Origin of the sequence: Jiulongibacter sediminis (assembly GCF_001306455.1) — a bacterium.
Classification (GTDB): domain Bacteria; phylum Bacteroidota; class Bacteroidia; order Cytophagales; family Spirosomataceae; genus Jiulongibacter; species Jiulongibacter sediminis.
In genome coordinates this window covers 1,251,587-1,275,449 of sequence record NZ_LGTQ01000005.1, presented here as the reverse complement: position 1 = coordinate 1,275,449, position 23,863 = coordinate 1,251,587, and the positions used below count along the sequence as shown (strand labels likewise).

Here is a 23,863-nt window from a genome sequence, read left to right as displayed (position 1 = left end):
GAATAACTCTAACTCTTTATGAGCGTTAAGGAAAAAACTCTTTTTGGCCATCCCATGGGCCTCTATGTTCTGTTTTTTACAGAAATGTGGGAACGTTTCAGCTATTATGGCATGCGGGCCATTCTTTTTTTATACCTCACTAAAGGAGCCAGTGAGGGAGCTATGGGACTTCCTGAAGATACTGCAGGAGCTGTCTATGGGCTTTATGCTGCGTCCGTATATTTGTTGACACTTCCAGGTGGATGGATAGCCGACAATGTGCTTGGTCAGAAGAAGGCCATTTGGTGGGGTGGTATTTCTATCATGCTCGGTCATCTGATTCTTGCTTTACCATCAACCCCCTCTGTTTTTTTTCTAGGTCTGGCCTTTATAGCTATTGGTACTGGCCTTTTGAAAGCCAACATATCCTCGGTAGTTGGTGAATTATACCCTGAAGGCGGAGCCAAAAGAGACGCTGCCTTTAGTATTTTCTACTTAGGAATTAATCTTGGCTCTTTTTTCGGGATGTTTATTGTGGGATATCTTGGTGAAAAAGTAGGCTGGCATTATGGTTTTGGAGCAGCGGCATTTGCGATGTTATTCGGGCTAATCAACTTCAGAGTCAATGGCAAATATCTGGCAGAGATAGGAGAGAAGCCCGCCAAAAAGTCAAGCCTGACTTATTTATATGTGGTGATAGGTTTATTGGTCGTTGCGGCTCTTTCAGTTATTACCGGCGTTTTGGATAGTATACAGCTTGCAAATTCCATGAAATACATTATCTCTGGTATTACCGTTGCCTATTTCTTCTACATCGGTTTTATGGATAAATCATTAACAGTTGTAGAAAGAAAGCGGGTCGGTGTTCTCTTTATTCTGTTTATTGCTATTGCCATCTTCTGGTCTGGGTTTGAGCAAGCGGCTACCACCTTTACCATCTTTGCTGATCGTCACACCGATAGAATGGCTTTTGGCTGGGAGATGCCAGCTTCATGGTTTCAAAATGCAAACTCACTCTTCATTCTGATTTTTTCAGCTCCTTTTGCCGCCCTATGGGTTTGGCTAAACAAAAGGAACCTTGACCCTAATGTGCCGGTTAAGTTTGGGCTTGGTTTAGTGCAGCTTGGTCTCGGCTTTTTTGTGATGTATCTGGCCGCGGAGCGGGTACTTGATGGCTCTCTGGCAGGAATGGGTTGGCTGACTTTTACATACTTACTTCATTCACTTGGAGAGCTTTGTATTAGTCCTGTAGGCTTAAGTTCATATACAAAACTGGCCCCAAAGAAATATTACAGTCAAATGATGGGGCTTTGGTTTGTAGGTGCATCATTAGGCAATCTGATCGCAGGTCTTTTTGCCGGCAATTTTGACGAGGAAAATATCAATGCCATGCCAGGTTTATTTATGCAGTTCTGTGTCATCGGGGCTGTGGCTGGTTTAGTAATGATCTTGTTCAACAAACAGATCAAGAACTGGATGGGTGGAATAAAATAAGAGTTTAGGAGATCGTGATTAATCTAAAATCACGATCTCTACTCTTCTGTTTTTCTGACGTTCTATTTCATTTCTGTTCTGAGTCAAAGGCTTAGTTTCTCCCCAGCCTTTATATTCAATTCTTTCTTCCTCAACTCCTCCATCAATCAGATATTTGCGTACAGCTTGAGCACGTCGCTCTGATAAGTCCATATTAAGCTCCGGATCGCCCTGATTATCGGTATGACCGTCTACTCTGATTTTCATTTCAGGGTTTGCTAACATCATTTCCAGAAGTTTATTGAGCTCACGATAGGACGAGTTTGAGATCTCTGCCTTTCCTGTAAAAAAGTAGACATGGTTTAAGCGAAACGTTTTTTCATCAACACGCTCCATATCCTCATTTGACTCGGCTGGACTTTCAGTCCTGCTGTTTTCTATTGGTTCGGCTGAGGTTTCCTTTTCAATCGGTTCAAGGTAAAAATCCTGCTCTATGGCCTTATTCCAATTTTTCAAATCCAAAGCCTGTTCATAAGGCTCAAAGCCAGGGGCAGAAATTATATAGACAAAGTTTTCAGGTTTCAAAAGGAATTCATAATAGCCTGATCTTGAGGTGAAAAGAGAATCATAAGCCTTTTCTTTATCATTAATTTTACAAACGATTTTTGCAGATATAGGCTCGTTGGTTTCGGCATTATAAACTTTTCCACTGAGTAAAAAGGTCTCAGACTTTTCTTCTGGCATAGCAGTAACTGACTCGTTTTCTTCTTCAGGTTCCTCAACGGTTTCACCACCATTTGCCGGATTGTTGACCTCTACTCCGTAAAAATTCCAATAACTCATTTGACCTTGAGCCCGACGGTCACTCTCAATCAGATTTACCTGCTCTATACCCGGGTCTAGTTTCTCAAAGTATACTCTGAAAAAGTATTTCTCTTCCGGCTCCACCGGCAAACGCTCAGGTGCTACCGGGATATTTGTGGCTTTTATGAATTGAAATGTTCGGCCATCGTTACTTTCCAGATAGGAATTGGGTTGAATACTTATTGTTTGGTTTCGTCTGATCCTTAAATCTTCAGCCATTTGTTGAAGAATTAGGTTTCTCATCATCGGGTTCATCCGGCTTAGTTGTTCCTTCTCATCCGGATTATTATCGAGGTATTCTTTCAGACTTTCTTTGACAGATTTACTCACAAATTGCATGGAAACAATCGTGTAATCATCTGTGATGGTGATCCTGTTAATGTAGGTATCTTGCGAAGACTTTTCTTTGACCTTAGGATTGCGGGTGATTTGAGCGGTGCCAATCTGAAAGCAAAACAGCAATAAAATTGACAAAACACTTTTCATATGCGTTAAATGGGTTTGTTTACGGCGAAATAACACTAATAGCCCGTTTAATGTTTAAAAAACGCTGTTAAGAAAAGTTAATTGAGTGATTAGCCTCCAGCTTTTTTGGCCTGGTAACCTTCTTTGATCAAGTAATCAAGAACTTTGTCGCGGTGATCTCCCTGGAGTAAAACTTCTCCGTTTTTCACGGTTCCCCCGCTTCCACAAGCCGCTTGAAGACTTTTCTTTAAAACGGCCAGGTCAAAGGCATTTCCCTTAAAGTCTGCAACACGTGTAACCAGTTTATTTCCGCCTTTTCTGTCAAGCCATATTTTTAGGTTTTGAGCCGAATTGCCCGCTGTTTCCTGTTCATTATTTCCACTCTCCTGATACTCAAAATCGGGGTTAGTAGAATATACCACACCTATCCGGTTTTTATTTTTCTTACTCATATTCTGATACTTAAAGCCTTTTCAATAATATTTACTTCAATATGTTTTTCCTTTTGTTGAAGAGCTTCCCCGTCAATATGAATCAACTGAGGCTCTTCAAAATCAAATTCAAAACTCTTAGCCCTTTGGTACTCAACATAGACTGATTGGTCAATTTTTTTGGTGAAGAGCTGTTGACCTAGTTTCGCCACTGCATACCAGGGGTGAGGTTTGACCAAACTACAATCTAAAAGGCCATCATCTATCTCAGCCAGAGGCGTAACAAAGGCATTATTACCAAACTGAGCCGCATTTCCAAATGTTAATGAGAAAACCTCTTGTCCATTCAAGAGTTTAATGGATTTAAAACTTCTGTAGGAGCCAAAGGCGGTTCTGACATAAGCCTTCAGGCCCCGTCCACCAGGTATTTCTGAAAACCGATGAGCACATAAAGCGTCAAAGCCTACGCCTGCAGTACAAAGAAAAATTGTTTTGTTAAGAAGACCCACATCTATTTTATGAGGTTTTCTTGCAGGAATTTTTTTTATACCCTCAATTTCATTTTCGTACAGGTTGAGGTGTCTGGCCAGCCCGTTTCCAGAGCCTTTGGAAATCAAACTTAAATTGGCTTCGGTATTGACAAGTTCTTTACCAATCTCATTGATTGTGCCGTCACCACCTATGGCTACAAACTCTCTGATACCTTGCTGATAATATGTTTTGGTCAACTCTGTGGCATGTTTAGCCCTCTCGGTGAAAACAATATGCGGATCAAAAGAATTGGTGTCAAGATATTTATGAATCAAATCTTTAAACCCCTCTTTTCGTCTGTCAGTACCGGCGTTTGGATTGATCACAAAAAGAATGGGTTGTTTAGCCAATGTCAATGGAGTATTTTTGATCAAAATTAGAAATAAACCACTTTTCAATCTATGGAATCAAAAAAAATACCGGTAGGCTCTACTTATAAATTTACTTTCAGTTTTTCTCAGGAGCAGGTGAACACCTTCGCCGATTTGACTGGAGATCATAACCCAATCCACGTAGATCCTGAGTACGCCGCTACTACTCGTTTTGGGAAGCCCATTATTCACGGACATTTGAGTAGTTCTGTTTTTACCAAGTTTTTAGGAATGAATGAGCCGGGCGGGCCGGGCTCAATTTACTTAAAGCAGGAAACAGAGTATCTGAGGCCAATGTTTGTGGGTAAAGATTACGAGGTGGTATTTAAGGTAATGAATATTAAGGAGGGCAAGCATATAGCCGAAATCGCCACCGAGGTTTATGATCCTGAGACAGGTAAGATTACTATTCGTGGAACAGGCACCCTTAAAAACACTGAGCTTTATTAAGAAAGAATCAACTGGCGTATAAAAAAGAAGGGCTCCCATTGGGAGCCCATAATATCTTTGTCAGATTCACGTAGCCTATTAGTCGGCATTTTTCATGTCCTGAACTTCTTTTCTAGTGTCCTTAGCGAAAACGGCCAAAGCTTGCATACCTTTTCTTACTCTTGTTCCGGCAGCTTTGTTTCCTTTATCGTAGAATTTTTCAAAGTCATCTTTCAGAGACTCAACTAGATTTGATAGTTCGTTATACTTGTTCATAGTATAGCAGGGTTTGAGTTTAAAAATTTATTAACCTACGCAAGTTATGTTAATTATTGAATAATTCTAAAAAAATATACGAAAAAACGTATTAAAAAAAGCCCATATAGTACCTATAAGGGCTTTTTTACAATATTTAGACGTCCTTCTAACTATCTAAGTTCAGGCCTCTACAGTGGTCTCAGGAGCGTACTCTCCGGCCTGTAATTTCCGCTGAACAGTCTCAAAACATTCCATGGTATACTCCACATCCTCAAGGGTATGAGCTGCTGTAGGGATAATTCTCAAAAGGATAACTCCTTTAGGTACAACCGGATATACGATTATTGAACAGAAAACATTCATATTTTCTCTCATGTCGCGAATCAGGTTTGTCACCGTAGGTAGGTTATATTCACCATGGAGGAAAACTGGAGTTACGCAGCTCTCTGTTTGCCCTATATCAAAACCACGAGACCTGAATCCGTCCTGAAGGGCATTCACAATTTTCCAAAGATTGTCTTTCAGTTCAGGGTGCTTTTTGATCAGTTCCAGTCTTTTTAAACCACCTTTTACGAATGGCATTGGCAAAGCTTTGGCGTAGGTTTGAGATCTCATATTGTACTTTAAGTACATAATGATTTCTTTCTTGGCTGCCACGAAAGCACCAATCATTGCCATTGACTTTGCGAAGGTTGAAAAATGCACATCAACTGCATCCTGCACCCCAAAGTGCTCAGGAACACCTGAACCGGTTTTACCCATTGTACCAAAACCATGAGCATCGTCTACGAGCAAACGGAAGTTGTAGGTCTTTTTCAATTCTGCTATCTTATCCAAGGCACCAACGGCACCTGACATACCGAAAACCCCTTCGGTAACCACAAGGATACCACCATCTTGCTCTTCAGCAATTTTAGTAGCTCTCTTCAGGTTTTTCTCGAGGCTATCCATATCGTTATGCTTAAAGGTGTATGTTTTACCACCTTTTGCTCTGTGAAGTCTTACCCCATCGATCAGACAAGCATGGCTCTCAGCATCGTATACTATTACATCTTTAAAGTCAACCAGGGCTTCTACGGCCGACATAACTCCTTGATAGCCATAGTTAAGAAGAAAAGCATCTTCTTTACCTACGTATTCAGCGAGCTGTCTTTCAAGTTCTTCGTGAAGGTCAGTATTGCCCGTCATCATTCTTGCACCCATTGGGTAGGCAAGGCCATATTCAGCAGCTGCCTCCGCATCGGTTTTTAAGACTTCAGGATGAGTAGCAAGACCTAAATAGTTATTTAAAGACCAGTTTAGCATTCTTTTTCCGCCGAACTCCATGTAAGGGCCAAGAGGGCCGGTAAGCTTAGGGAATGAATAATAGTGGTGAGAATAGTGAGCATGTGAGCCAATTGGCCCTAAATTGTTTGCTACTTTATCAAAGATATCCTGTACCATTAACCTCGGGTTTTAGTGAAAATGAGTTTAAAATTTTAAAAACGTTAACTCAAAAAAGGTTTGCAAATTTACAAGATATAAATGAGATATTAAAATTGTCTTATTTAAAGATAATTGGTCGTTATTTGAATTAATTATGGTACTATTTTGATAAAATATTCAATGCTCACTTTGGGCATTACTCGAGTCTGAATTATTTTCATGTTTAAGGGCTTGATTTTCAAATGATTCGTAAAAAAGGTCCAAAAAAGAGTACATTTTTTTTGTTCATGTGTTGACTATCAAAATAGAATTGCTGTATATTTGCACTCCGTTTCGACGAAAGGAGGGATGGGTGAGTGGCTGAAACCACCAGTTTGCTAAACTGACGTACCGGTAACGGTACCGCGGGTTCGAATCCCGCTCCCTCCGCAAAGGAGTGTTTGGGAGACAGAAAGCCACTCAAACACAACAAACAAAATTCGGGGTGTAGCGTAGCCCGGTCATCGCGTCTGCTTTGGGAGCAGAAGGTCGCAAGTTCGAATCTTGCCACCCCGACACTGATAATGAGGCACTTAGGAGAGATCTTAAGTGCCTTTGTGTTTTTATTTGCACATTATTTGCACATTTTCGATGACTTTCGTTCGAATTGTTCGAATCGGAATAAACTCTTTACTGAGAAATTTAGGCTCCAATCTCCGGGATTTTCTCCTAAGGCATTGATAAGCAGTTCGATCATAAAATTTTTATTAGATGTCACCGAATTGCTAAATTATATTAGGGATTCCTTTTTTACTCCAAAAGTATACTTAACCGGGGGGTATTTTAAAAACTACAAGAAGGGTAGCCCATTCACAGGTTAGACTTTTGCCTATATGTACAAGCAAGGTTGCTGATTAAAAATTAAGATGGACTTTGTTTTTAAATGAGGTCGTTGAAGAGCTTACTGGTTGATATACCTAGTGCTTGGGCTAAAGTAGTGGCTGTTTTAATTGTACAGTTGGTTCTCCCATTCTCAATTCTCGAAATAGTTGTTTTCTCAAACCCGCAAGTAGCTGCTAAGTCATTTTGAGACATGCCTTTTTCATTCCTTTCCCTACAGACATTCTTTCCGAAGAGGATTTTGTTTTGGACATAGTTTTCCGGGAGACTTGACATTAATGTCAAATTTCCTTGATATACTTGCACAAGGGGTAAACATAAATGTCAACATTTTGTAATTAGTAACGGTCTGTTTGTCGCAGGTGACTGAATTATTTTTAAGACAGGATCAGATGAACATTTACAAAGCTTTTTACATAATTAATAAGAGTGGTGAAAATCGTTAGAAATCCTACATTCATTGCGGAAATGGTTATTGGGAGTAGAAGAGGATATTCTGATGAACAGATTACAGAAGCTGAATATGTAGGTTTCATCCAAGACTGGCAGCAAAAGCTTTATGCCAAAACCGGTTTTCTGTTGAGTGCAAAGGTTACACCTTGTCAGATAGTAATGGCGGGTCAAATTGAACCTCATTTCGAAATCTCATTTATCAATTATCCTAAATTCTTAATCGGAGAGTCTGAATTGAAGCTGCACATAGAAAACTTATTAAGAGCCTTGATGCTGGAATTTGAGCAAAATAGAGTAGTTCTCATATATTTAGATGAAACAGTAATGTTTGAAATGTCACCTAAAGTTGACCCAAGGATTACTGAGTATGAATAAAATGATTTTACATATCCCTCACTCATCCACCATTATTCCCGATAATTCCGGCTATGTGGTCAATGAGGAGGTGCTCAAAAATGAATTAAAAAGACTTACAGATTGGTTTACAAACGAGTTATTTTATTCAGAAAAAGATATCACCGTTAAAGCAGACTTTTCAAGGCTTTTCTGTGATGTAGAAAGGTTTATAGATGATGAACAAGAAGTTATGGCTTCCGTTGGAATGGGAGTTCTATACTCACACCTTGATTCAGGAGAACTGATGAGAGAGGTGAATCCAGAGCTGAGAAAAAGGATATTGAATGAGTTTTATATCCCTCATCATAAAAGACTTACAGAAGCTGTAGAAGGTGAATTAGCAAGAGTTGGGAAGGCTTTGATAGTAGACTGTCATTCATTTCCTAAGATACCTTTAAAAAGAGCGTTAGATCAAAGGTTAAATAGGCCGGACTTTAACATTGGTACTGATCCCTATCATACACCTTCTGAATTGGTGAAAATTCTGGAAACATTCCTCAAATCAAAAGGTTTTTCAGTAGGTCTTGACTGGCCATATTCAGGTTCTATAGTGCCATTAAAATTCTTTAGGAAAGAAAAACAAGTTCATACAGTTATGATTGAGGTGAATAGAAGGCTGTATCTGGATGAGAGGGGATGTATGAAAAACGAGAAGTTTGATGAAGTTTCAGAGACATGTAATCAGATTCTTAGTCTTCTCAGGGTGGAGTCTTTAGGTATTTGACATTAACTTTTGGACATATATGGAAAAGAAAAAGGACAAAAAAGAAATGAGTTTCCGCGATGAGATAATTTTCGCTCTTGTGCGTATTTTATTACTACCGTTCACTTTGTTTTGGAAAGCCTTTGAAGTTCTAGAAGAGATTGAAAAAGACATGAGAGATGCATATGACAAAAGGTATCCTGAGGGCAATTCTGATGATTAAAATTGATTACTACTTTACAAATCTTTGCTTTGAATTTTGCTAAGCCATTTTTTCAGGTGTTCGGCTATCATATATTCTTCTTTTCTAACAGCAGTTTCTAAAAGTTCAGATATCTCTTTTATCATTTCATCTGGGTTTTCAAAATAGCCATAAAGGTCTCTGTGATTTACAAAAATGTCGTAGAGCCAATTAACAACCTTAGAGTAAAGAGACGCTTTTTCCCATTCCTCTCTTTTTTTATTGAGACTTTCATGCAAGGTATAATTGGAATAAACATGCTTTACTAGTTCATTCCTTTGGCCATATCCAGTCGCAACAACTTTTGAAAAAGCTTCTTTCTTTTCAATTTCTAACTCTTCGAAAACTCCGATAAGTTTTTTCTGAAAATTTAGTTGCTCTTTAGAGTACATCACTTAGTAATGAAATTTACGACTGAAAATATTATTCTTTAAGGTAGTTTAAAGTATTTTTTGAGAAAATACTTATTACCTGAAGCTTTGTCTTGAAGTTAATAAATGTTGATTTTTAAAGTGAATAAAGTCCAAAATCATAATTATTCCTTTCGCAACAAGGTTAAAGTATAATTCTCAATCCTATGACTAACAAAAGAATTCCTGAAGCAGCAGAATCAAATGCCGGAGATGATTTTCACGTTTTATGGGCTCTCAAAAAATCTTTTGAACTATTGGATTTTAACCCAGAAGCTTTGAAGCTATTGGTTTTGGAGGGTATTGATCCATCAGATAGTCAGGAGATAGACACCACTGGAACGAAATTTCTTGGTGTTGATTTAACCGAGTACTATGGTGGAAGTAATTTCCAAGATGCCAAAAAGGTAGTGCTTTCTCAACTCAAGTATAGCACACGAAAAGCTGGAGATAATTGGACTTTTTATGGATTGTACGAGGGAAAAAAAAGCGGCTCTCATCTAGGTTCTGTAATTAACCGTCTTGCTAGGTCTTTCAAAAGCTTGAAGGACAATTATGGAGATGGAGAATTGGGAAATAAGCTAATCATCAAATTCATAAGTAATCGAAAATTCAACCCAAATCAATTAGGGTTCCTCAATACGGTTAAAAATGACTTGAAAAGGTCAAAAAAACTTACCCAAAAACAAATTTCTAATTACCCTAAGGCTTTAAGTGATGCACTTACAAAGATGAGGTCGGCAAGTGAACTAAACTTATCTGACTTCTCAAACTTTATCCGAATACTTGATTTAAGCGAATGTGGAGTAGAATCTAGCTATGGACAAGATATTGAAATAGTTAATAGAATTAAAAAATTAGGTTATCGGCGAAGCAATTTGTCCAATCATTTATACAGGTTTATTATAAACGCCATGCTTCCAAATGCAATGAATGAAGGTTCAAATAAAATAGTAGTTGAAGACCTACTTCATTGTCTTGATACTAGCATGTCTATGCTATTTCCGGTTCGGAAAAGAATTGATGAGGTTAAAAATATCGTTAAGAGAGAGCAAACCGATGAGATTATTGATCTCATTGCCAATTCTGGATCTAATAAGCCAATTTGCCTTCAAGGAGGAGCGGGAGTAGGTAAGTCAACTTGTACACAGTTACTAGAAAGGGATTCTCCTCCTGAGATGAAAATTCTAACTTTTGATTGCTACGGAGGAGGTGATTATCTGAATGGAAGTGACAAAAGACATCTACACAAAGAGGCTTTAGTCCAAATCTCAAATGAGTTGGCAATATCGTATGGGTCTTCTTTTTTGGCGAATAGAGAGTTAGAACCGTATATGATATTACGAGAATTTAGAAAAAGAATTGAGGAGGTTTGTCAAATATTACAATCTACGACTGATTCAATCTTGGTCTTAATTATTGATGCCGCAGATAATAGTATAAGTGCTGCTGAGCATTATGGAGAAAAGAGCTTTGTTACGGATATTCTCTGTGAACAATTTCCTGAAAATTTTAGATTGGTTCTGACCTCTCGGATATCCAGAGTTAATACTCTTAGTCTTCCATATGAACATACTTTATTTACAATAAAACCCTTTTCAATTCAAGAGACGAAACAGTTTCTCAAGGGATATATGTATGATTTTGACGATAAATTTATCGAACAATTTCATGAATTATCACATGGTATTCCACGTGTCCAGTTCTATTCAATCGATTTGATATCGAAAGGCGTTCATGAGATAATAGACTATTTGGAACCGAATGGTAAGACAGTTGATGAATTGATCCGTGATAAAATAAATTTAGCTGTCAAGAGATTGGGACCTACAGGCCAAATTACTGTTGATAAATTCTTTAAAACTCTTATAGCTTTACCCCGACCTATTCCCATAGATATTGTAGTTCAAGTTTCGGAATTAGATCTTTCAACGGTTAATGATCTGTACACAGATATTTGGGATGGATTAATCTTATCTTCTGATAGTTATTTTAGTTTTAGAGATGAGGACTTTGAAAACTTTGTTCGGTCAAGTTATGTCCCTACAGAGAAGATTAGAAGAACAATATCTGATTTGCTGTTGGAGCGAAAGGACGAGGATTGGTATGCTGCAACAAACTTGGGTAAAGCTCTTTTTATATCGAAGCAGTATGATCAACTCCTTAAGCTGATTGAAGATGAATCAAATATCATCCCTATTACTGATCCGGTTAAAGCCAAAGAGATTTTTATTGATAGAGTTAAATTGGCCTTAAGGGGATGTAGTCATAAAGAAGAGAGGCTTACTCCCATGAAGGTATTACTTATCGCGTCTGAAGCTTTAAAGGCTGATGCTGCTTTGAACCAACTATTAGTTGAAAATAGGGGGCTTATATTTGAACTAGATAGCCTTTCACGTTCTTTAGAAAATTACACTAAACCAATACGACATGTAAGAATGGAGCCTCTCAATGGCTTCTACTTCTCAACATTGCTCTCAAGATTAGGAACTGATCCTGATCTTGCTTCTCAAAACTTAATGAATGCTGATAAATGGGTGAATTGGTGGTCAAAGAAAATAAATGATGAGGAAGAAGAGAATAATTACACAGGGATTGAGAGTCTAGATATTTCATATGGTTTAGAGGCACATTTTAGAATTTTTGGAGCGAAAAAAGCAAAAAGATGGTTGTTTAGGTGGAATCCAAAAGAGCATTGGGCCGAAATAGCCGATTTTACGATACAAAGGATTTTAAAATCAGAGAATCTAGATCAATTAAAAGGTAACTCCGAATCAACTTTTAAATTACCAGTTGGCATACAGCTTTGGCTTATAAAGAATCGACGGGGAAAAGATATTTCTAACTTCGATTTTGAAAGAATTTACAATGTTATTTCTGCATACCTATCTCGTGTTAATTCCTTAACCGAGCAAATGGCTTCAGCCATTATTTCATTTTGTGAACTTTTTTCAGAAAATCGAAAAGAAGAAGTTCTTCGGCTGTTAAAACGTTTTTCTGTCGTCATACCCAAATACATTTCTATTTCATTCGGGCAGGTTGAGGGCACAAATATTGTATTTGAAAACTATTTCAGACGAGCTGGATTAATTAATTCCTTATCACCTGATAAGATTATAACAACTGACAGCGTATTAGATGAAGTGTTTGGGCCAAAGGAAAAAAGGATTAAAAATCGAACCTCAGAAACTTCAAATTATTATCATTTCATCTCCTTTGGTTTGAGTATATATAACCTAAGGGCTAGCACTTTTTCAAATTATTCTGATGAAAGTCTTAGGTCTGAATTCTTGTCAATATGTACAAAAATGAAGAATGACCATTTTTTACGGTATTCTGATAGATTAAGGGCTCCAGAAAAATTACAATTCCTTGCAGTCGCTTTAGCTGATGTACTTCCCTGTGTAAGTAAAAAACGAGACTGCTTAAAAAGGTTATTAGTCTCTTTCCAAAACTATGAGCAAAATGTTATTTCCTTAAGAGTTGCTTTGGCAGAAAAGCTAAGCGGCCTTGAGGGGATGAGCTCTCTTTTATTCGATCCTTTAATAAAAGAGGCTCAAAGGGAAATACATGAAAGGACATGGTCTTCTCAGGAGTGGATAGGCTGGTTTGTAAGGTTTGCGAAGATATTTCTTTCTCATGATAACGATTTGAGCAGGTTCTATTTTAACGAGGCTGTATCGGCGGTGAGTGAAGTTGACCTTGAAGCAATGGACAATATTAGATTTATAAGTTCACTAACAAATCATACTTCTAAGAGTAAAGAGCCAGTTTTGGCTTTGAAATTTTCACAATATCTTAAATTTTCAATGGATGCTCTTTCAGGGTATGATAAGTTTCCATTGAAAGAAGGGCTAAACACAATTGCTGAATTGGATTTGTTGACAGCTCTAAAAATCCTTTGTCAATGGGATCATCAAGGAGATTTAGAAGTTGAGGATTTTCTTGATGTAATTCTTAAAGTGTCACTTAAGAAAGAAAGTCTTGATCCAGAATTTTGTATACATCTTATTGATTTATGTAACCCTAGGAGAACTTATGACGAGGATTTAGAAATAATTTTATTAAAAAAGTTGCTCGATAACCATAGTTTTAAAGAGCAAAATGAATTTACCAAATCCCAACTGGAAAAAATTGAGAGGTTTTCGAGAGATCACTATATGTTTGGAAAACTTTACAGCTTTTTTAAAGAGGATTCAAACTTAAGTTCGGAGGTAAAAGAAAAACTCTTAAACTATTATAACTTTCTCAGGGAGGCCGATGAGAGCTGGAAAGAACCTTCCTTTCATTCAAACTCCGAAAAATTAAAGGAAAATCTCAATGAGTATCGATTATTGGCAGAAACGGTTGAATTAACTTCAAAGCATTCATTAGAAGGTGCATTAAATGAAATTAGGAGTAAAGAGAGGGTCGGATCTTCATATCCTGATACCAAGAGCTTTTGGGGATTTGTAAAAGATAGAGTTAAAACTTCCGAATACGTTTCACACTTAAATGCTATTTCGGAAATTGACAAATTATATTTAAATGATTGGGATTATCAAGAATTGATAGAGGAGCGTATAAACGATTGGATTGATTATCCTTTGGTTGATACTTGGGCAAGGTCGAACTTTAGTAAAGTTTTAAGGAGACTATTAATCCCTTCTCTTAAACGGGAATATGGATTTCAAATAGGTAAAATCTATTCATTAGCGAAGGCATTTAGGGTGTCGGATGAAGTTATAGGCAATGAACTACTTGATGTTCTTCCAGATATTGTTGATTCATTGACCACGAGGCATATTCTTGATCTGTGCTTCATACTGAAAAATGGCTTAACTTCCTCAAGTTCAAATGAGTTGTTAGAATGGACTATTAATAGATGGTTTAGTCAAATATCGAGGGAAGAAATATCAGATGCTGTTACAATAGACAATGTGGAGGAGGCTATTGCATTAGTTATACGCTATATGCTAGGTCAACCTGATAAAAGAAGACGGTGGATTGCAGTTCATACATTGAAGGAATTAATTATTTCTGGGAATAAAACTGTTTTGTCTTATTTACTGAAATGGCAGAATGACGTTTCTTGTTCTGATTTTCAAAAGAAAGAACATACCTTTTTTTGGATGTCAGCTAAGCTATACCTGTGGATTTGTATCAATAGGGTTTCATTTGACAATCATCAACTTCTAAAGGAATATAAGGAGTACTTTCTAGCCGAAATTCAGAGTACGGATTTTCCTCATGCTCTAATCCTTTTTTTTGTAAAAGGAGCTTGTCAAAATTTCATAAAAAATGACCCTGATTTTTTTACAATTGATGAATGTAAAACTATTGACAGCTGTTTGGTGAGCCAATTTGAACCAGTCAATGAAAAAAGGTACATTAGAGAACAAAGAAAATACTCATCAAAAAATGGGGATTGGAAATTTCATTTTGATTCAATGGATACCTTGCCCTACTGGTATAGCCCTCTGGGTAGAGTTTTCAATTTAACTGAATATGATGTAGCTGACCTATCCGATAAATATATTACTGAAAGTTGGGGTTATTTAGGTAATGCTTTAGAGGATAATCATGTTATAATTGACAGTTACAATGAAAGTTACTTGACTAGTAATCGCCAAGGAAATCTTCCAGCAATCGAAAACCTTCAAAAATATTATGAATACCACGCAATGTTTTGCTCTGCAACAGAATTGCTTCGAAAAGAGCCGTTATATATAGATGAATTTGATGGTAATTCAGGTAAATGGGAAAATTGGATTGGTACTTGGGCCGGGTCGGAACTCGGAGGTTTCTTGTTATCAGAATACCGGGACTCTATTCCACCAAAGTTTACTTTTGAGATAGAAAGTTCAATAAATGTCAACGATTGGATTAAGAACATAAGAACCAAAGAATATGATCAAATTGTCGGTATCGAGAATAATAGTCTGAATAAGAAAGTTTTTGTCTATGGAGAATATTCAAAGCACCGAAATGATATTTGGGAAAAAGTAGACATTTCATCGGCAATTGTCTCCCCTAAGACCTCCAAGGCCTTAATGAGAGCTTTACATTCTACCCAGAATTGGTATGAAGATGGCTTTCCTTATGAAGATGAATATGATAATGACATTGATGGGTCAAATATGAAAGTAGAGGAATTTGAATTCATAGGTTGGATCAAGCAAATATATGTTGGATTAAGGTGCGAACAAGAGTTTGATTCGTTCGCAAATGAGCTTAAACCATTCTTTTATTCATTTGATAATATTGTTAAAGAACTGTACGAGATCCAAAGTGATGATATTGGGAAATCTTTTTTTTGTGAAAATTTAAAAATTGGTGAAATTAAAAATTGGGACAATACTCATAAAAGAATTCGTGGTAATACTATTGGTTATAGCGGGAACACTTTTGAAGTTGACTCATCTTTCCTCTTAAGTTTTTTAAGAAAAGTAGGATTTGATCTTTTACTGGAATGTAGAGTAAAACGTTATGAAAGGAATGAAGTAAGTTCTTCTTATTCAGAAGACTCATCTATTAAAGCTCGTAAATTTTACCTAATTAGCTCAAATGGAACAGTCAACACACTCGGATGATCAGCTTATTAAGCTTGGAAAAAAGATTGTCAAGGATTTAGAAATTCATGGGACATCAGATACGTTAGCTAAATGGATGTCGCATTATTTGGCTGAATTGATAAATGGTATTAATGAGAGTCAAGATGTTGAGGAAAATGAATTTAAGAAAAAAGAGTGTTTTGAGACTATTCTGAAGCTGTGGGATCATCGGTATAAAAGTTCGTTCATTGAGTCTCCAGTAGACAATTTCGGAGATCTTCTAGAAATTTTAGAGAGTGTTAGAGAAAGAAAATCTAACCGTTGGTCTTCAAGCTGGCCAAGTTTTGATCTCCCAAGAAATAATTCGTGGGCTGGATTCATAAAAATAGCAAGTCAGAGATTTGAGAATATCTTAGAGCTCTCACTACTAATTGGTTCCAATGAATATTTGATCTCTCATAGTACTGAATGGGATAAGGAATTTGATACAATTCTTTCTGACGATGAAAAGAAATTATTAGATAGAGTGGGATTTCTCTTAAACAAAGGAGTGAATTTCTGGGATAGGATTGAGAGTGGACAAGAGCCCTCGAATATGAAATCGAAAAAATTGGACCTGCCTAAAATCAAAGGAAAAATTAGAGAGGAGATTGAGAATCTTTTGAAGGATTTAGAAAAAGTTGATAAGTAGTGTTATTGGAAATGCAATAAGATTTCGTAATAACAAAATGAGTAAAAATAGGGGTCAACATTCCTTTGTACCTTTGCTTACGACAGCGATTCACCAACATTCTAGTATTCTTATCAAAAATTAAAAATCCATGAATTAGGACAATAATCAACATGAAAAAAGAAGTAAAAAATACAATACTTGGAGCATCTATTTTGGGTAATTTCTTTCAGTTTTTAGGAAACAAAGAAAAAGCTGATGAGATAGAGAGGCAGAAAGGGGTCATTTCTGATTTGGAAAAAATGCTTAGAGAAAAGACTGCCGAGAGCATTATGTATCAAAGAAGGTATTTTCAGAATAGGAGGTGGCTGAAAGAGTTAAATGAAAAGTTTGAGCCGGAAGAGGCTTTTAAAGAAGTGGTCATGAATTTAAATAGGCTTGTAACTGACTTTATTTGGTTAGAAAATGAGAGGGAAGAATTAGAGTCCTGTAGGGGGCAGATTGAAATGAAAAATTATAATATGTCCGTTCTTTCTTTGGCAAAGTTATTAGAAGTGCTTTTACACAATGTCATCATAAGCGAGTCTAGTATTGAGAATAAATTCCAAAAAAAAGTAGAGAAAGGGAAATACCTAAATTTTGGAAATATGATTGATATCCTTAACTCGGATGAGCGTTTGAGAAAACTTTGTAACATCGGATTTCTGCGAGATTTGAAAGATTTAAGGAATAAAGCGGCACATGAAATTGGAGAAGTATTTGACGATCATGAAAAGCATATTATTCATTCAAGAGCCATAGCTGAATTAAGGATAATTAAAGGCTGGCAAACAGATGGGTTACGTAAAATCCGATTGGAAAAAGTTGCCTAATAGTTAATTTCTTAAAAGGTTTCATTTCTTAAACTGGCCCATTTTTTTAAAAAATGTCCACTTTTTACATTTTAGGTATGGTGTAAATTTTGGACAAAAAGAGAATTCCACTTTTCTTTTATTGCATAGGAAATCGCAGCATGATAGAAAGGTTCATTCGAATAAGATTTTTGTAGTTCAATGAATTTTTTCTTGTTGCGTTGTTTTCTTTTGTATGCTTTGGCTGAAGTATCATTATTTCTCCAGTAATGTGGATTTGAAAGTTCGAAAAAAAGGATTTTTTCTTTCTTACTCATTAATGAGAAATCAACGTCTACCGGGGCAAAAACAATTTGGGAGAATATTTCTACTAATAAATTACCAAGCTCGGTGATAATCTTCTTATTTTTTAGGTCATGAAGGGTTGAAATAGGAATGCCTCTTGATTTCAAAAACTGCATTCTTGTAACCTTAACTTCAAACCTGAGAACATTGTCTTTTAATTGGTATTGAAGACCTTTATTATAAATCTTTACAATGTACTGGCTCTTCCTGCATTGGAAGTACGAAATGTTATCCTCCCTTATTTCATTGAAAATTGAACCTCTATAACTTATAAGGCTTAAAAGGAGTTTGCTAACATCATCGTTTAGTTTGAGATTAACTCCAAATTCTAAGTTGTTCAGATGGCATTTATGTAGGTTCAAATTAAACCTTTTCGATAAATCATCTATTGTATCGCATACCTGTTGAAAATAGAAATCATCATGGTTGTGTATGCCCTTGTTATAGTACTTGTGTAGGCTACCTCTCAAACTGGTGCAGTTCTTTGGTGGAGGTTTGTTTATAAAAACTAAGGACTTGAACTCCTGAACATGGTATTTGATTTCTCCATCTTTAGAAATCTTTGTTTCCCAATTGTTAAACAGGTTTGAGTTTCCATGTAGGTTCGCTTCAGACCTAAGATTCAATATTTTAAAGCCATCAATCATTTAGGGCCAAGTGATCAGCTTCTTTGAGCAAGTTTGTGCCAAGCCTCCAAGTATTCTTTTTCACTTAGAGTCAAACTATCTTTACTTAGTGTTCTGATTAGTTGTTCACAAACTGGGTGTTTAAGAGTAGGAACCACCTTCAATATTCGATCAGTGTTTTTTGGAAATGGAAGCTTCATCAATTCACACCTCCTTTCTTTAAACCAGCAAGGTGCTGGTCTGCTTCTTCCAGTATTTTCGTGGTTGTTTTCTTTTCCCCAGCTTCTAGCCACTTTAGAAGCTCTTCTTTCTTGAAATAGAGCCTTCCGGCTTGTTTATATACTCCCGGTATTTCGCCTCTGGATACCTTAGAATAGAGAGTTGATTTTTGAAGTTTGAGTAAAGAGCAAGCTTGGTCAAGAGTTAGAAGACGATTTGAAATGAAATCCTCAGTCTCTTTTGAATTCTTAAGCTTGAGGAGCCTTTCAATAACGTCTAGCTTATTTGCTATAGCCGTTACAGCTTCTGGTAGTTCGTTAAATGTGTACATCACCCTTTTAGTTTTAATTGGGCTGCAACTAACAAACTCCGAATACGCTTCTTTTACGGGATTAAGTGCGTATTTACGGTGTACCGCACTATGGCCGTCTAGCTTTTCGTAAAGTCTTTATCGTTTTGTTACTTTCGGACGGAATTAGATTAAGAATTAATTGAAATAGGCTATCTGGATAGTTACTGCCCGGATTAGTTGAGCGATAAAGATTTTTAAATGCCCAAACTATTTTCTGCTGGGTAACATTTGCCGATTTCAAAAAGTGAACATTGGCTAGGTTTACATCGTCTTTAGTGAAATAATTTTCAAGCTCCTCCCTAAGTGACTTGAAATCAGATTCACTAAAACACGGTTTATGGTTTCTTGGATTTTTGTCTTCAAATTGTTTGAAGTTTTCGTTAAATGATAGAGTGAATTTAGATTGTAATGTTTCTGTCTCTTTTTCGGTATCATTAGTTTCACTTTGCTGTAATAATTGATTCTTCGTTTTTTCAATGAATAGCTTAATCCAAAATTCTTTGAATGTTTCATAGATTTTAATTTCATCCTGATTAAGTATTAACCAATCCGATTGAAGAAGATCATATAGGTAAATATCAAAAGGTGCAGAATCTTTGTAATCAAAGTCAAAGGTTACCAAATCAGTATATTCAATCCCCTTGCTTACACATATCTTCCTAATTTTATCAATATCAGTTTCAGAATTCTGGTCAGTTGTAAAAACTTCTTCTTGAAGTAAGTCTTGCTTGATCTGATTAAAGACATTCTCAGTGTTTCGGTACTTTAGCAAATTCAAATTGTCCTTGAACTTTTCGAATCCTGTACTATTTAAATAATAAAAATATCCATATGGAGTCATTTCTACCGGAGCCTCATAATCTTCGATTACGATAAAGCCCTTTAACGTTATCCTTAGGAAATTGCGAATGTCTTTTAATAGTTTTTCCATTCTCTGTCTAAAAGTTCATCAGTGATTCAGCAAAGTCCTTTTTGACTTCATTCTCAAATCCGGCTATATAATTCTGGGTAGTTTTCAAGTTTTCATGGCCAAGTGATTCTTGTATAAATTCAAGAGATCGGCCATCCCTGAGAGCTTTGGTTGCCATACTATGTCGGGCCCAATAAGTTGATAATTCATCAGGTAAGTCTAAACTTTTCCCTAACTTTTTAATGTGCTGATTAATGAACCTAGTGAAGTTTTGAACTCTAGCTCTTTGCTCTTTTGCGTTTAGTCCGTCACAGAGGATGGGGAACACATATGAAGACCTGTCCTCATTTCCATATCTTTCAATAATACCCTTGGCATATGGGTTAAGGTAAACAACGATAGGTGTAATATTTGCTTTTGCAGTGCGTTTGGTTTTTTCTCTTATGAATTCAAACCTGTCTTCCTTTATGTCTTTGAATTTTATTTGGGCTATGTCTTTGATGTTCATGCCGCTACACATGTATGAAAAGAACCAAAAGTCTCTCGCTTTTTCTTGTTCAGGTGTTTCGGGTTTTGAATGAAAGAGTTTGTGAAGATCAGAACTAGAAAGGGCCTTTTTAACTTTCTTAGCAGCCGGTATTTTATACTTTCTTTTGCCGAATGGGTAATTTTCTTTACCAATTTCTCCTTCTTCGATTGCTCTATTAAATACAGCCCTTAAGGCTCTGACATAGAAACTAACAGTTGTTAGACTTCTACCTTCCTGTATCATGAAGAATTCATAATCTTCAAGAAACTCTTTGTCGATATCAAGAAACTTAAGCTTGTCAATGGTTAGTTTTTTTCCTCTCCCTTCAAGGAACCTTTTGAGAGATTTTAAGCTCAAATTATAATTACTTGCATTGCCAAGTTGCTCTCTTTTTTTTAGCTCACTAATAATTATCTCGTAGTGGTATTTTACAGATAATCCATCCTCTGAGTTTCTAAATAATTTTTTCTCAAAAGTTTCAAGAGAGAAGACCTCCATTTCATCTGCAATATTGCAAGCTTTACTTAGGATTGCATTGAGTTTTAAGTTTTGATCTCGATGGTTGCCTTTTGGTCGAGAACTATTCCATATGGACTCAAATTCCTTTTCATTATACTCTAAACCAATTGGGAATAGTTTTCTTATTCTAGGCTTTGATTGAAAGACACTAAGCTTGACCGGGTATGTGCCATTGGCTTTTTGTCTTCTTCGGTCTTGAACAATTGTAATTACAGGTCTCATTTAATTTGCACACTATTTGCACACAAATTAACAAAATAAACTAATAGTATTGCAAAGTTGACAATAATATAAATTGTCTTAAATTGCTGTTAAATAGTTATTTATAAGACTTTAATCAAAGTGATGCAAAATAGAATAACAAATATAATTCTGCTTTGGGAGCAGAAGGTCGCAAGTTCGAATCTTGCCACCCCGACAAAAGCCTGAGAGTAATCTCAGGCTTTTTTGTTTTTCTCTCTTTTGCGTTTTTTTTGGGTTGGTAGACCGCAACAGGATCGCCTGCCGGTTCAAATCTTGCCACCCCGACAAGAGCCTGAGAGTAATCTCAGGCTTTTTTGTTTTTCTCTCTTTTGCGATTTTGGGGGTTGGTAGACCGCAACAGGATTGCCTGCCGGTTCAAATCTTGCCACCCCGACAAAAGCCTGAGAGTAATCTCAGGCTTTTTTGTTTTTCTCTCTTTTGCGATTTTTTGGGTTGGTAGACCGCAACAGGATCGCCTGCCGGTTCAAATCTTGCCACACCGGCAAAAGCCTGAGAGAGATCTCAGTTTGTTTTTGTTTTTCATTGAATTTGAAAAAAAATCAAGCTGTTTAAGCCTTGTAAGGCTGGTGGTATGGATTCTTACTCCGGTCCATCGAAACATAAGTTTTCCAGTCAGACAAAAGCCTAAGGTGCACCTCAGTTTCTATGTTGGTGACTATGAAAAATGATGAAGAGCATCATGTCAGCAGGATTTTCTCCCCCTTTGCCCATTCCGGTTTGAAGTTCCCATTTGCCGACATAAAAGTTGATATCCAGATACAGATCAAATTGGATACGGCATTTTCCTCAAATTATTGGCTTTGTCCAATTGATGCTCATTTGGAAGCTAAGTAATTCGAAAGAGATCAAATAGAATTCGTTAATGCTGAAAGTTGCCATAAATCGGCCACAAATAGGGTAGGTTCAAAAAAAAAGGACTGGAACAAAATGTTCCAGCCTTTCCCGCTACTAAATCCACACAACTTTTATCTTTAATATCTTTTGTTTTCCTGACTTTCTATGATTCAAAGGTATTACTACTGAGAGTACGAGGCAAATATTTATTAAAAAAAATTAAGAATTTTATCGGGAGGCTCATAATCTCTTGATTCCCTTCGTTTTAATAACCCTTTGGAATATACTTTTGTTCCTTCAGAAGAAGTTTTTGAGACCATTCACCCTTTATAATTAGACTATTGTCTAAATGCATCCTCATAGAATGGTGACCTCTCCTTGATTTAATCTAAGCCTAACATGGGCTTAACATTAGCTTAATATTGGCTATCTACTTTTGCAACGAAATCAAGAAACAAGCAAATTAATTGCTGATCAGAGTGAATCAAAAAAGATCCTTAATGGACGTAAATGGAGTCAAGTTTAATAGACTGAAAAATAATTCTTTAAAACTCCAAAATTTTTCCCGAAACATGAAATTATTTAGAAATGCGGCTTTTGCGGCCCTTGCTGTTCTTTCTATTGCTATCACATCTTGTGAAACAGATGATGATTGTACAGTAGTTTGTCTTGAAAATGAGATTTTAACAGCAGATTGTAATTGTGTGCCTAAAGTCTCAGAAACTAAAGAAGATGAGGCAAAGTCAGGCTTATTGGTTTCAGATGAAACCTGGACCAACGACAGAATTTATATTCTACAAGGAAAAGTAATTGTAGACAATGGTGTAACTCTAACTATCGAGCCAGGTACCATTATTAAAGGTGCGAAAGGGACAGGTTCACTTGCAGCTGCTTTGATTGTTGCGAGAGGTGGTAAATTGATGGCAGAAGGTACTGCAGCTGAGCCAATTATTTTTACAGCTTTAGATGACAATATTGAGGTTGGTCAATCTGCTGGCTCAAATCTGGATGAAACTATAAATGCTCAGTGGGGAGGTTTAATCATCCTGGGTAATGCCCCTGTTTCTGCTCAGTCAGGTGCTGAAGCACAAATTGAAGGAATTCCTGCTGATGATACATACGGTGCTTACGGTGGCTCTGATGCTGCTGACAATTCAGGTGTTATTAAGTATGTGTCTGTAAGACATGGTGGTGCACTTATCGGTGATGGTAACGAAATCAACGGTATCACACTCGGTGGTGTCGGTTCAGGTACTGTAATTGAGAATGTTGAGGTTGTTGGTAATCTTGATGATGGTATCGAGTTCTTCGGAGGCTCTGTTAACCTAAAGTATGGTCTTGTATGGGGTCAGGGTGATGACGGGTACGATATTGATCAATCATATTCAGGAACAATTGATGGCTCTATCTATATCGCAGGTGCTGATTCTGATCATGCAATGGAAATTGACGGTCCTGAAAACTCAATCAATGCCGGAGGACTTTTCACTATCCAGAATTGCTCTTTCAAAGGCTTGACAGGCGAATATGCTGACTGGAGATCAAATGCCCAGGGTAGTCTGCTAAACAACTACTTCTTTAACTTCTCGGATAACTCAGATGTAGAGTTGGATGACAACGCAGGTGTACAGGCTAACTATTTGGCTGGTAACATCATCATCTCTGGCAACGAATTCATGCTGCCGGCTGCAGTAACAGATTTCGCTTCTCTATGGAAAGATACTTTCGCCACAGGAGATGATACGAAATTTAAAGCAGACATGACAGCTGCTAACTCGGCAGTGACAACAAGAACCGTAGGGGCTGATCCGGCAAACTTTGCCTGGACATTTGCAGCTCACAAAGGTGCACTTACAGGATTTTAACAAAACCAATATAGGGTGGGGCTAGTACCCCACCCAAT

At 36.9% G+C, this 23,863-nt stretch carries 20 protein-coding genes and 2 tRNA genes; 11 read left to right on the top strand and 11 right to left on the bottom strand.

Annotated features, from left to right (window positions below; genetic code table 11):
• Positions 1-18: 18 nt before the first annotated feature.
• Positions 19-1,473: a peptide MFS transporter gene (locus tag AFM12_RS05670; RefSeq protein ID WP_055144839.1), complete on the top strand. Its 1,455-nt coding sequence runs from the start codon at positions 19-21 to the stop codon at positions 1,471-1,473.
• 18 nt (positions 1,474-1,491) lie between these two features.
• Here the strand turns inward: AFM12_RS05670 and AFM12_RS05665 are convergent, their stop codons facing one another.
• The 3 genes from AFM12_RS05665 to AFM12_RS05655 form a co-directional block, all read right to left on the bottom strand.
• Positions 1,492-2,802 (bottom strand): OmpA family protein, encoded by a 1,311-nt coding sequence (locus AFM12_RS05665; protein ID WP_055144836.1) that lies wholly within the window; start codon positions 2,800-2,802, stop codon positions 1,492-1,494.
• An 89-nt stretch (positions 2,803-2,891) separates the two neighbouring features.
• On the bottom strand, positions 2,892-3,233 hold the full coding sequence (locus tag AFM12_RS05660; protein ID WP_055144833.1) for a translation initiation factor: 342 nt from the start codon (positions 3,231-3,233) through the stop codon (positions 2,892-2,894).
• Positions 3,230-4,117, bottom strand: a complete 888-nt coding sequence (locus AFM12_RS05655) for a diacylglycerol/lipid kinase family protein (RefSeq protein ID WP_157687297.1) — start codon at positions 4,115-4,117, stop codon at positions 3,230-3,232. Before AFM12_RS05655 ends, AFM12_RS05660 begins: the two co-directional genes overlap by 4 nt.
• Positions 4,118-4,144: 27 nt before the next feature.
• Here AFM12_RS05655 and AFM12_RS05650 point away from each other — a divergent pair, with 27 nt between their 5' ends.
• Positions 4,145-4,564 carry a MaoC family dehydratase gene (locus AFM12_RS05650; protein WP_055144827.1) on the top strand — a complete coding sequence of 140 codons (420 nt, stop codon included), beginning with the start codon at positions 4,145-4,147 and terminating at the stop codon, positions 4,562-4,564.
• Positions 4,565-4,642: 78 nt separating this feature from the next.
• Here the strand turns inward: AFM12_RS05650 and AFM12_RS05645 are convergent, their stop codons facing one another.
• Both AFM12_RS05645 and AFM12_RS05640 read right to left on the bottom strand, forming a co-directional pair.
• Positions 4,643-4,819 carry a BF3379 family histone-like protein gene (locus AFM12_RS05645; RefSeq protein ID WP_055144824.1) on the bottom strand — a complete coding sequence of 59 codons (177 nt, stop codon included), beginning with the start codon at positions 4,817-4,819 and terminating at the stop codon, positions 4,643-4,645.
• Positions 4,820-4,981: 162 nt separating this feature from the next.
• On the bottom strand, positions 4,982-6,244 hold the full coding sequence (locus AFM12_RS05640; RefSeq protein ID WP_055144821.1) for an aminotransferase class I/II-fold pyridoxal phosphate-dependent enzyme: 1,263 nt from the start codon (positions 6,242-6,244) through the stop codon (positions 4,982-4,984).
• A gap of 324 nt (positions 6,245-6,568) precedes the next feature.
• Between AFM12_RS05640 and AFM12_RS05635 the strand changes: the two genes are divergently transcribed.
• Positions 6,569-6,655: transfer RNA gene (locus tag AFM12_RS05635), tRNA-Ser, on the top strand.
• A gap of 51 nt (positions 6,656-6,706) precedes the next feature.
• Positions 6,707-6,781: transfer RNA gene (locus tag AFM12_RS05630), tRNA-Pro, on the top strand.
• Between the two features lie 363 nt (positions 6,782-7,144).
• Here AFM12_RS05630 and AFM12_RS05625 read toward each other — a convergent pair.
• Positions 7,145-7,381 (bottom strand): helix-turn-helix domain-containing protein, encoded by a 237-nt coding sequence (locus AFM12_RS05625; protein ID WP_082391205.1) that lies wholly within the window; start codon positions 7,379-7,381, stop codon positions 7,145-7,147.
• Positions 7,382-7,534: 153 nt separating this feature from the next.
• Here AFM12_RS05625 and AFM12_RS05620 point away from each other — a divergent pair, with 153 nt between their 5' ends.
• From AFM12_RS05620 to AFM12_RS05610, 3 genes are read left to right on the top strand one after another with little or no spacing between them, the layout of a single operon-like run.
• Positions 7,535-7,933 (top strand): hypothetical protein, encoded by a 399-nt coding sequence (locus AFM12_RS05620; protein ID WP_216598494.1) that lies wholly within the window; start codon positions 7,535-7,537, stop codon positions 7,931-7,933.
• Positions 7,926-8,678 (top strand): N-formylglutamate amidohydrolase, encoded by a 753-nt coding sequence (locus tag AFM12_RS05615; protein WP_055144814.1) that lies wholly within the window; start codon positions 7,926-7,928, stop codon positions 8,676-8,678. Before AFM12_RS05620 ends, AFM12_RS05615 begins: the two co-directional genes overlap by 8 nt.
• A gap of 19 nt (positions 8,679-8,697) precedes the next feature.
• Complete coding sequence (locus tag AFM12_RS05610; protein ID WP_055144811.1) at positions 8,698-8,880, top strand: hypothetical protein; 183 nt, start codon at positions 8,698-8,700, stop codon at positions 8,878-8,880.
• A gap of 14 nt (positions 8,881-8,894) precedes the next feature.
• On the opposite strand, the gene AFM12_RS05605 is transcribed toward AFM12_RS05610, so the two are convergent.
• Positions 8,895-9,290 (bottom strand): hypothetical protein, encoded by a 396-nt coding sequence (locus AFM12_RS05605; RefSeq protein ID WP_055144809.1) that lies wholly within the window; start codon positions 9,288-9,290, stop codon positions 8,895-8,897.
• Between the two features lie 185 nt (positions 9,291-9,475).
• Here AFM12_RS05605 and AFM12_RS05600 point away from each other — a divergent pair, with 185 nt between their 5' ends.
• The 3 genes from AFM12_RS05600 (at position 9,476) to AFM12_RS05590 (ending at position 17,383) form a co-directional block, all read left to right on the top strand.
• Positions 9,476-15,880: an ATP-binding protein gene (locus AFM12_RS05600; protein ID WP_055144806.1), complete on the top strand. Its 6,405-nt coding sequence runs from the start codon at positions 9,476-9,478 to the stop codon at positions 15,878-15,880.
• Positions 15,855-16,532 carry a hypothetical protein gene (locus tag AFM12_RS05595; RefSeq protein ID WP_055144803.1) on the top strand — a complete coding sequence of 226 codons (678 nt, stop codon included), beginning with the start codon at positions 15,855-15,857 and terminating at the stop codon, positions 16,530-16,532. Before AFM12_RS05600 ends, AFM12_RS05595 begins: the two co-directional genes overlap by 26 nt.
• A gap of 152 nt (positions 16,533-16,684) precedes the next feature.
• On the top strand, positions 16,685-17,383 hold the full coding sequence (locus tag AFM12_RS05590; RefSeq protein WP_055144800.1) for a hypothetical protein: 699 nt from the start codon (positions 16,685-16,687) through the stop codon (positions 17,381-17,383).
• Between the two features lie 71 nt (positions 17,384-17,454).
• Here the strand turns inward: AFM12_RS05590 and AFM12_RS05585 are convergent, their stop codons facing one another.
• The 4 genes from AFM12_RS05585 to AFM12_RS05570 form a co-directional block, all read right to left on the bottom strand.
• Positions 17,455-18,354 carry a hypothetical protein gene (locus AFM12_RS05585; protein WP_055144797.1) on the bottom strand — a complete coding sequence of 300 codons (900 nt, stop codon included), beginning with the start codon at positions 18,352-18,354 and terminating at the stop codon, positions 17,455-17,457.
• Between the two features lie 178 nt (positions 18,355-18,532).
• On the bottom strand, positions 18,533-18,883 hold the full coding sequence (locus AFM12_RS05580) for a helix-turn-helix transcriptional regulator (RefSeq protein WP_055144794.1): 351 nt from the start codon (positions 18,881-18,883) through the stop codon (positions 18,533-18,535).
• Positions 18,884-18,971: 88 nt separating this feature from the next.
• Positions 18,972-19,835, bottom strand: coding sequence for a hypothetical protein (locus AFM12_RS05575; protein WP_055144791.1), 864 nt, complete (start codon positions 19,833-19,835; stop codon positions 18,972-18,974).
• A gap of 7 nt (positions 19,836-19,842) precedes the next feature.
• Positions 19,843-21,084, bottom strand: coding sequence for a tyrosine-type recombinase/integrase (locus AFM12_RS05570; RefSeq protein ID WP_055144788.1), 1,242 nt, complete (start codon positions 21,082-21,084; stop codon positions 19,843-19,845).
• A gap of 1,448 nt (positions 21,085-22,532) precedes the next feature.
• On the opposite strand from AFM12_RS05570, the gene AFM12_RS05560 reads away from it, so the two are divergent.
• Complete coding sequence (locus AFM12_RS05560) at positions 22,533-23,825, top strand: beta-helix domain-containing protein (RefSeq protein ID WP_055145206.1); 1,293 nt, start codon at positions 22,533-22,535, stop codon at positions 23,823-23,825.
• Positions 23,826-23,863: the final 38 nt, after the last annotated feature.

Bases quoted from the DNA above. Each gene is read 5' to 3' on its own strand.
- AFM12_RS05570 (WP_055144788.1), bottom strand. From the start codon at position 21,084: ATGAGACCTGTAATTACAATTGTTCAAGACCGAAGAAGACAAAAAGCC.
- AFM12_RS05590 (WP_055144800.1), top strand. From the start codon at position 16,685: ATGAAAAAAGAAGTAAAAAATACAATACTTGGAGCATCTATTTTGGGT.
- AFM12_RS05600 (WP_055144806.1), top strand. From the start codon at position 9,476: ATGACTAACAAAAGAATTCCTGAAGCAGCAGAATCAAATGCCGGAGAT.
- AFM12_RS05575 (WP_055144791.1), bottom strand. From the start codon at position 19,835: ATGGAAAAACTATTAAAAGACATTCGCAATTTCCTAAGGATAACGTTA.
- AFM12_RS05625 (WP_082391205.1), bottom strand. From the start codon at position 7,381: ATGTCAAGTCTCCCGGAAAACTATGTCCAAAACAAAATCCTCTTCGGA.
- AFM12_RS05650 (WP_055144827.1), top strand. From the start codon at position 4,145: ATGGAATCAAAAAAAATACCGGTAGGCTCTACTTATAAATTTACTTTC.
- AFM12_RS05660 (WP_055144833.1), bottom strand. From the start codon at position 3,233: ATGAGTAAGAAAAATAAAAACCGGATAGGTGTGGTATATTCTACTAAC.
- AFM12_RS05610 (WP_055144811.1), top strand. From the start codon at position 8,698: ATGGAAAAGAAAAAGGACAAAAAAGAAATGAGTTTCCGCGATGAGATA.
- AFM12_RS05585 (WP_055144797.1), bottom strand. From the start codon at position 18,354: ATGATTGATGGCTTTAAAATATTGAATCTTAGGTCTGAAGCGAACCTA.
- AFM12_RS05595 (WP_055144803.1), top strand. From the start codon at position 15,855: ATGGAACAGTCAACACACTCGGATGATCAGCTTATTAAGCTTGGAAAA.
- AFM12_RS05560 (WP_055145206.1), top strand. From the start codon at position 22,533: ATGAAATTATTTAGAAATGCGGCTTTTGCGGCCCTTGCTGTTCTTTCT.
- AFM12_RS05640 (WP_055144821.1), bottom strand. From the start codon at position 6,244: ATGGTACAGGATATCTTTGATAAAGTAGCAAACAATTTAGGGCCAATT.
- AFM12_RS05615 (WP_055144814.1), top strand. From the start codon at position 7,926: ATGAATAAAATGATTTTACATATCCCTCACTCATCCACCATTATTCCC.
- AFM12_RS05665 (WP_055144836.1), bottom strand. From the start codon at position 2,802: ATGAAAAGTGTTTTGTCAATTTTATTGCTGTTTTGCTTTCAGATTGGC.
- AFM12_RS05670 (WP_055144839.1), top strand. From the start codon at position 19: ATGAGCGTTAAGGAAAAAACTCTTTTTGGCCATCCCATGGGCCTCTAT.
- AFM12_RS05605 (WP_055144809.1), bottom strand. From the start codon at position 9,290: ATGTACTCTAAAGAGCAACTAAATTTTCAGAAAAAACTTATCGGAGTT.
- AFM12_RS05580 (WP_055144794.1), bottom strand. From the start codon at position 18,883: ATGTACACATTTAACGAACTACCAGAAGCTGTAACGGCTATAGCAAAT.
- AFM12_RS05645 (WP_055144824.1), bottom strand. From the start codon at position 4,819: ATGAACAAGTATAACGAACTATCAAATCTAGTTGAGTCTCTGAAAGAT.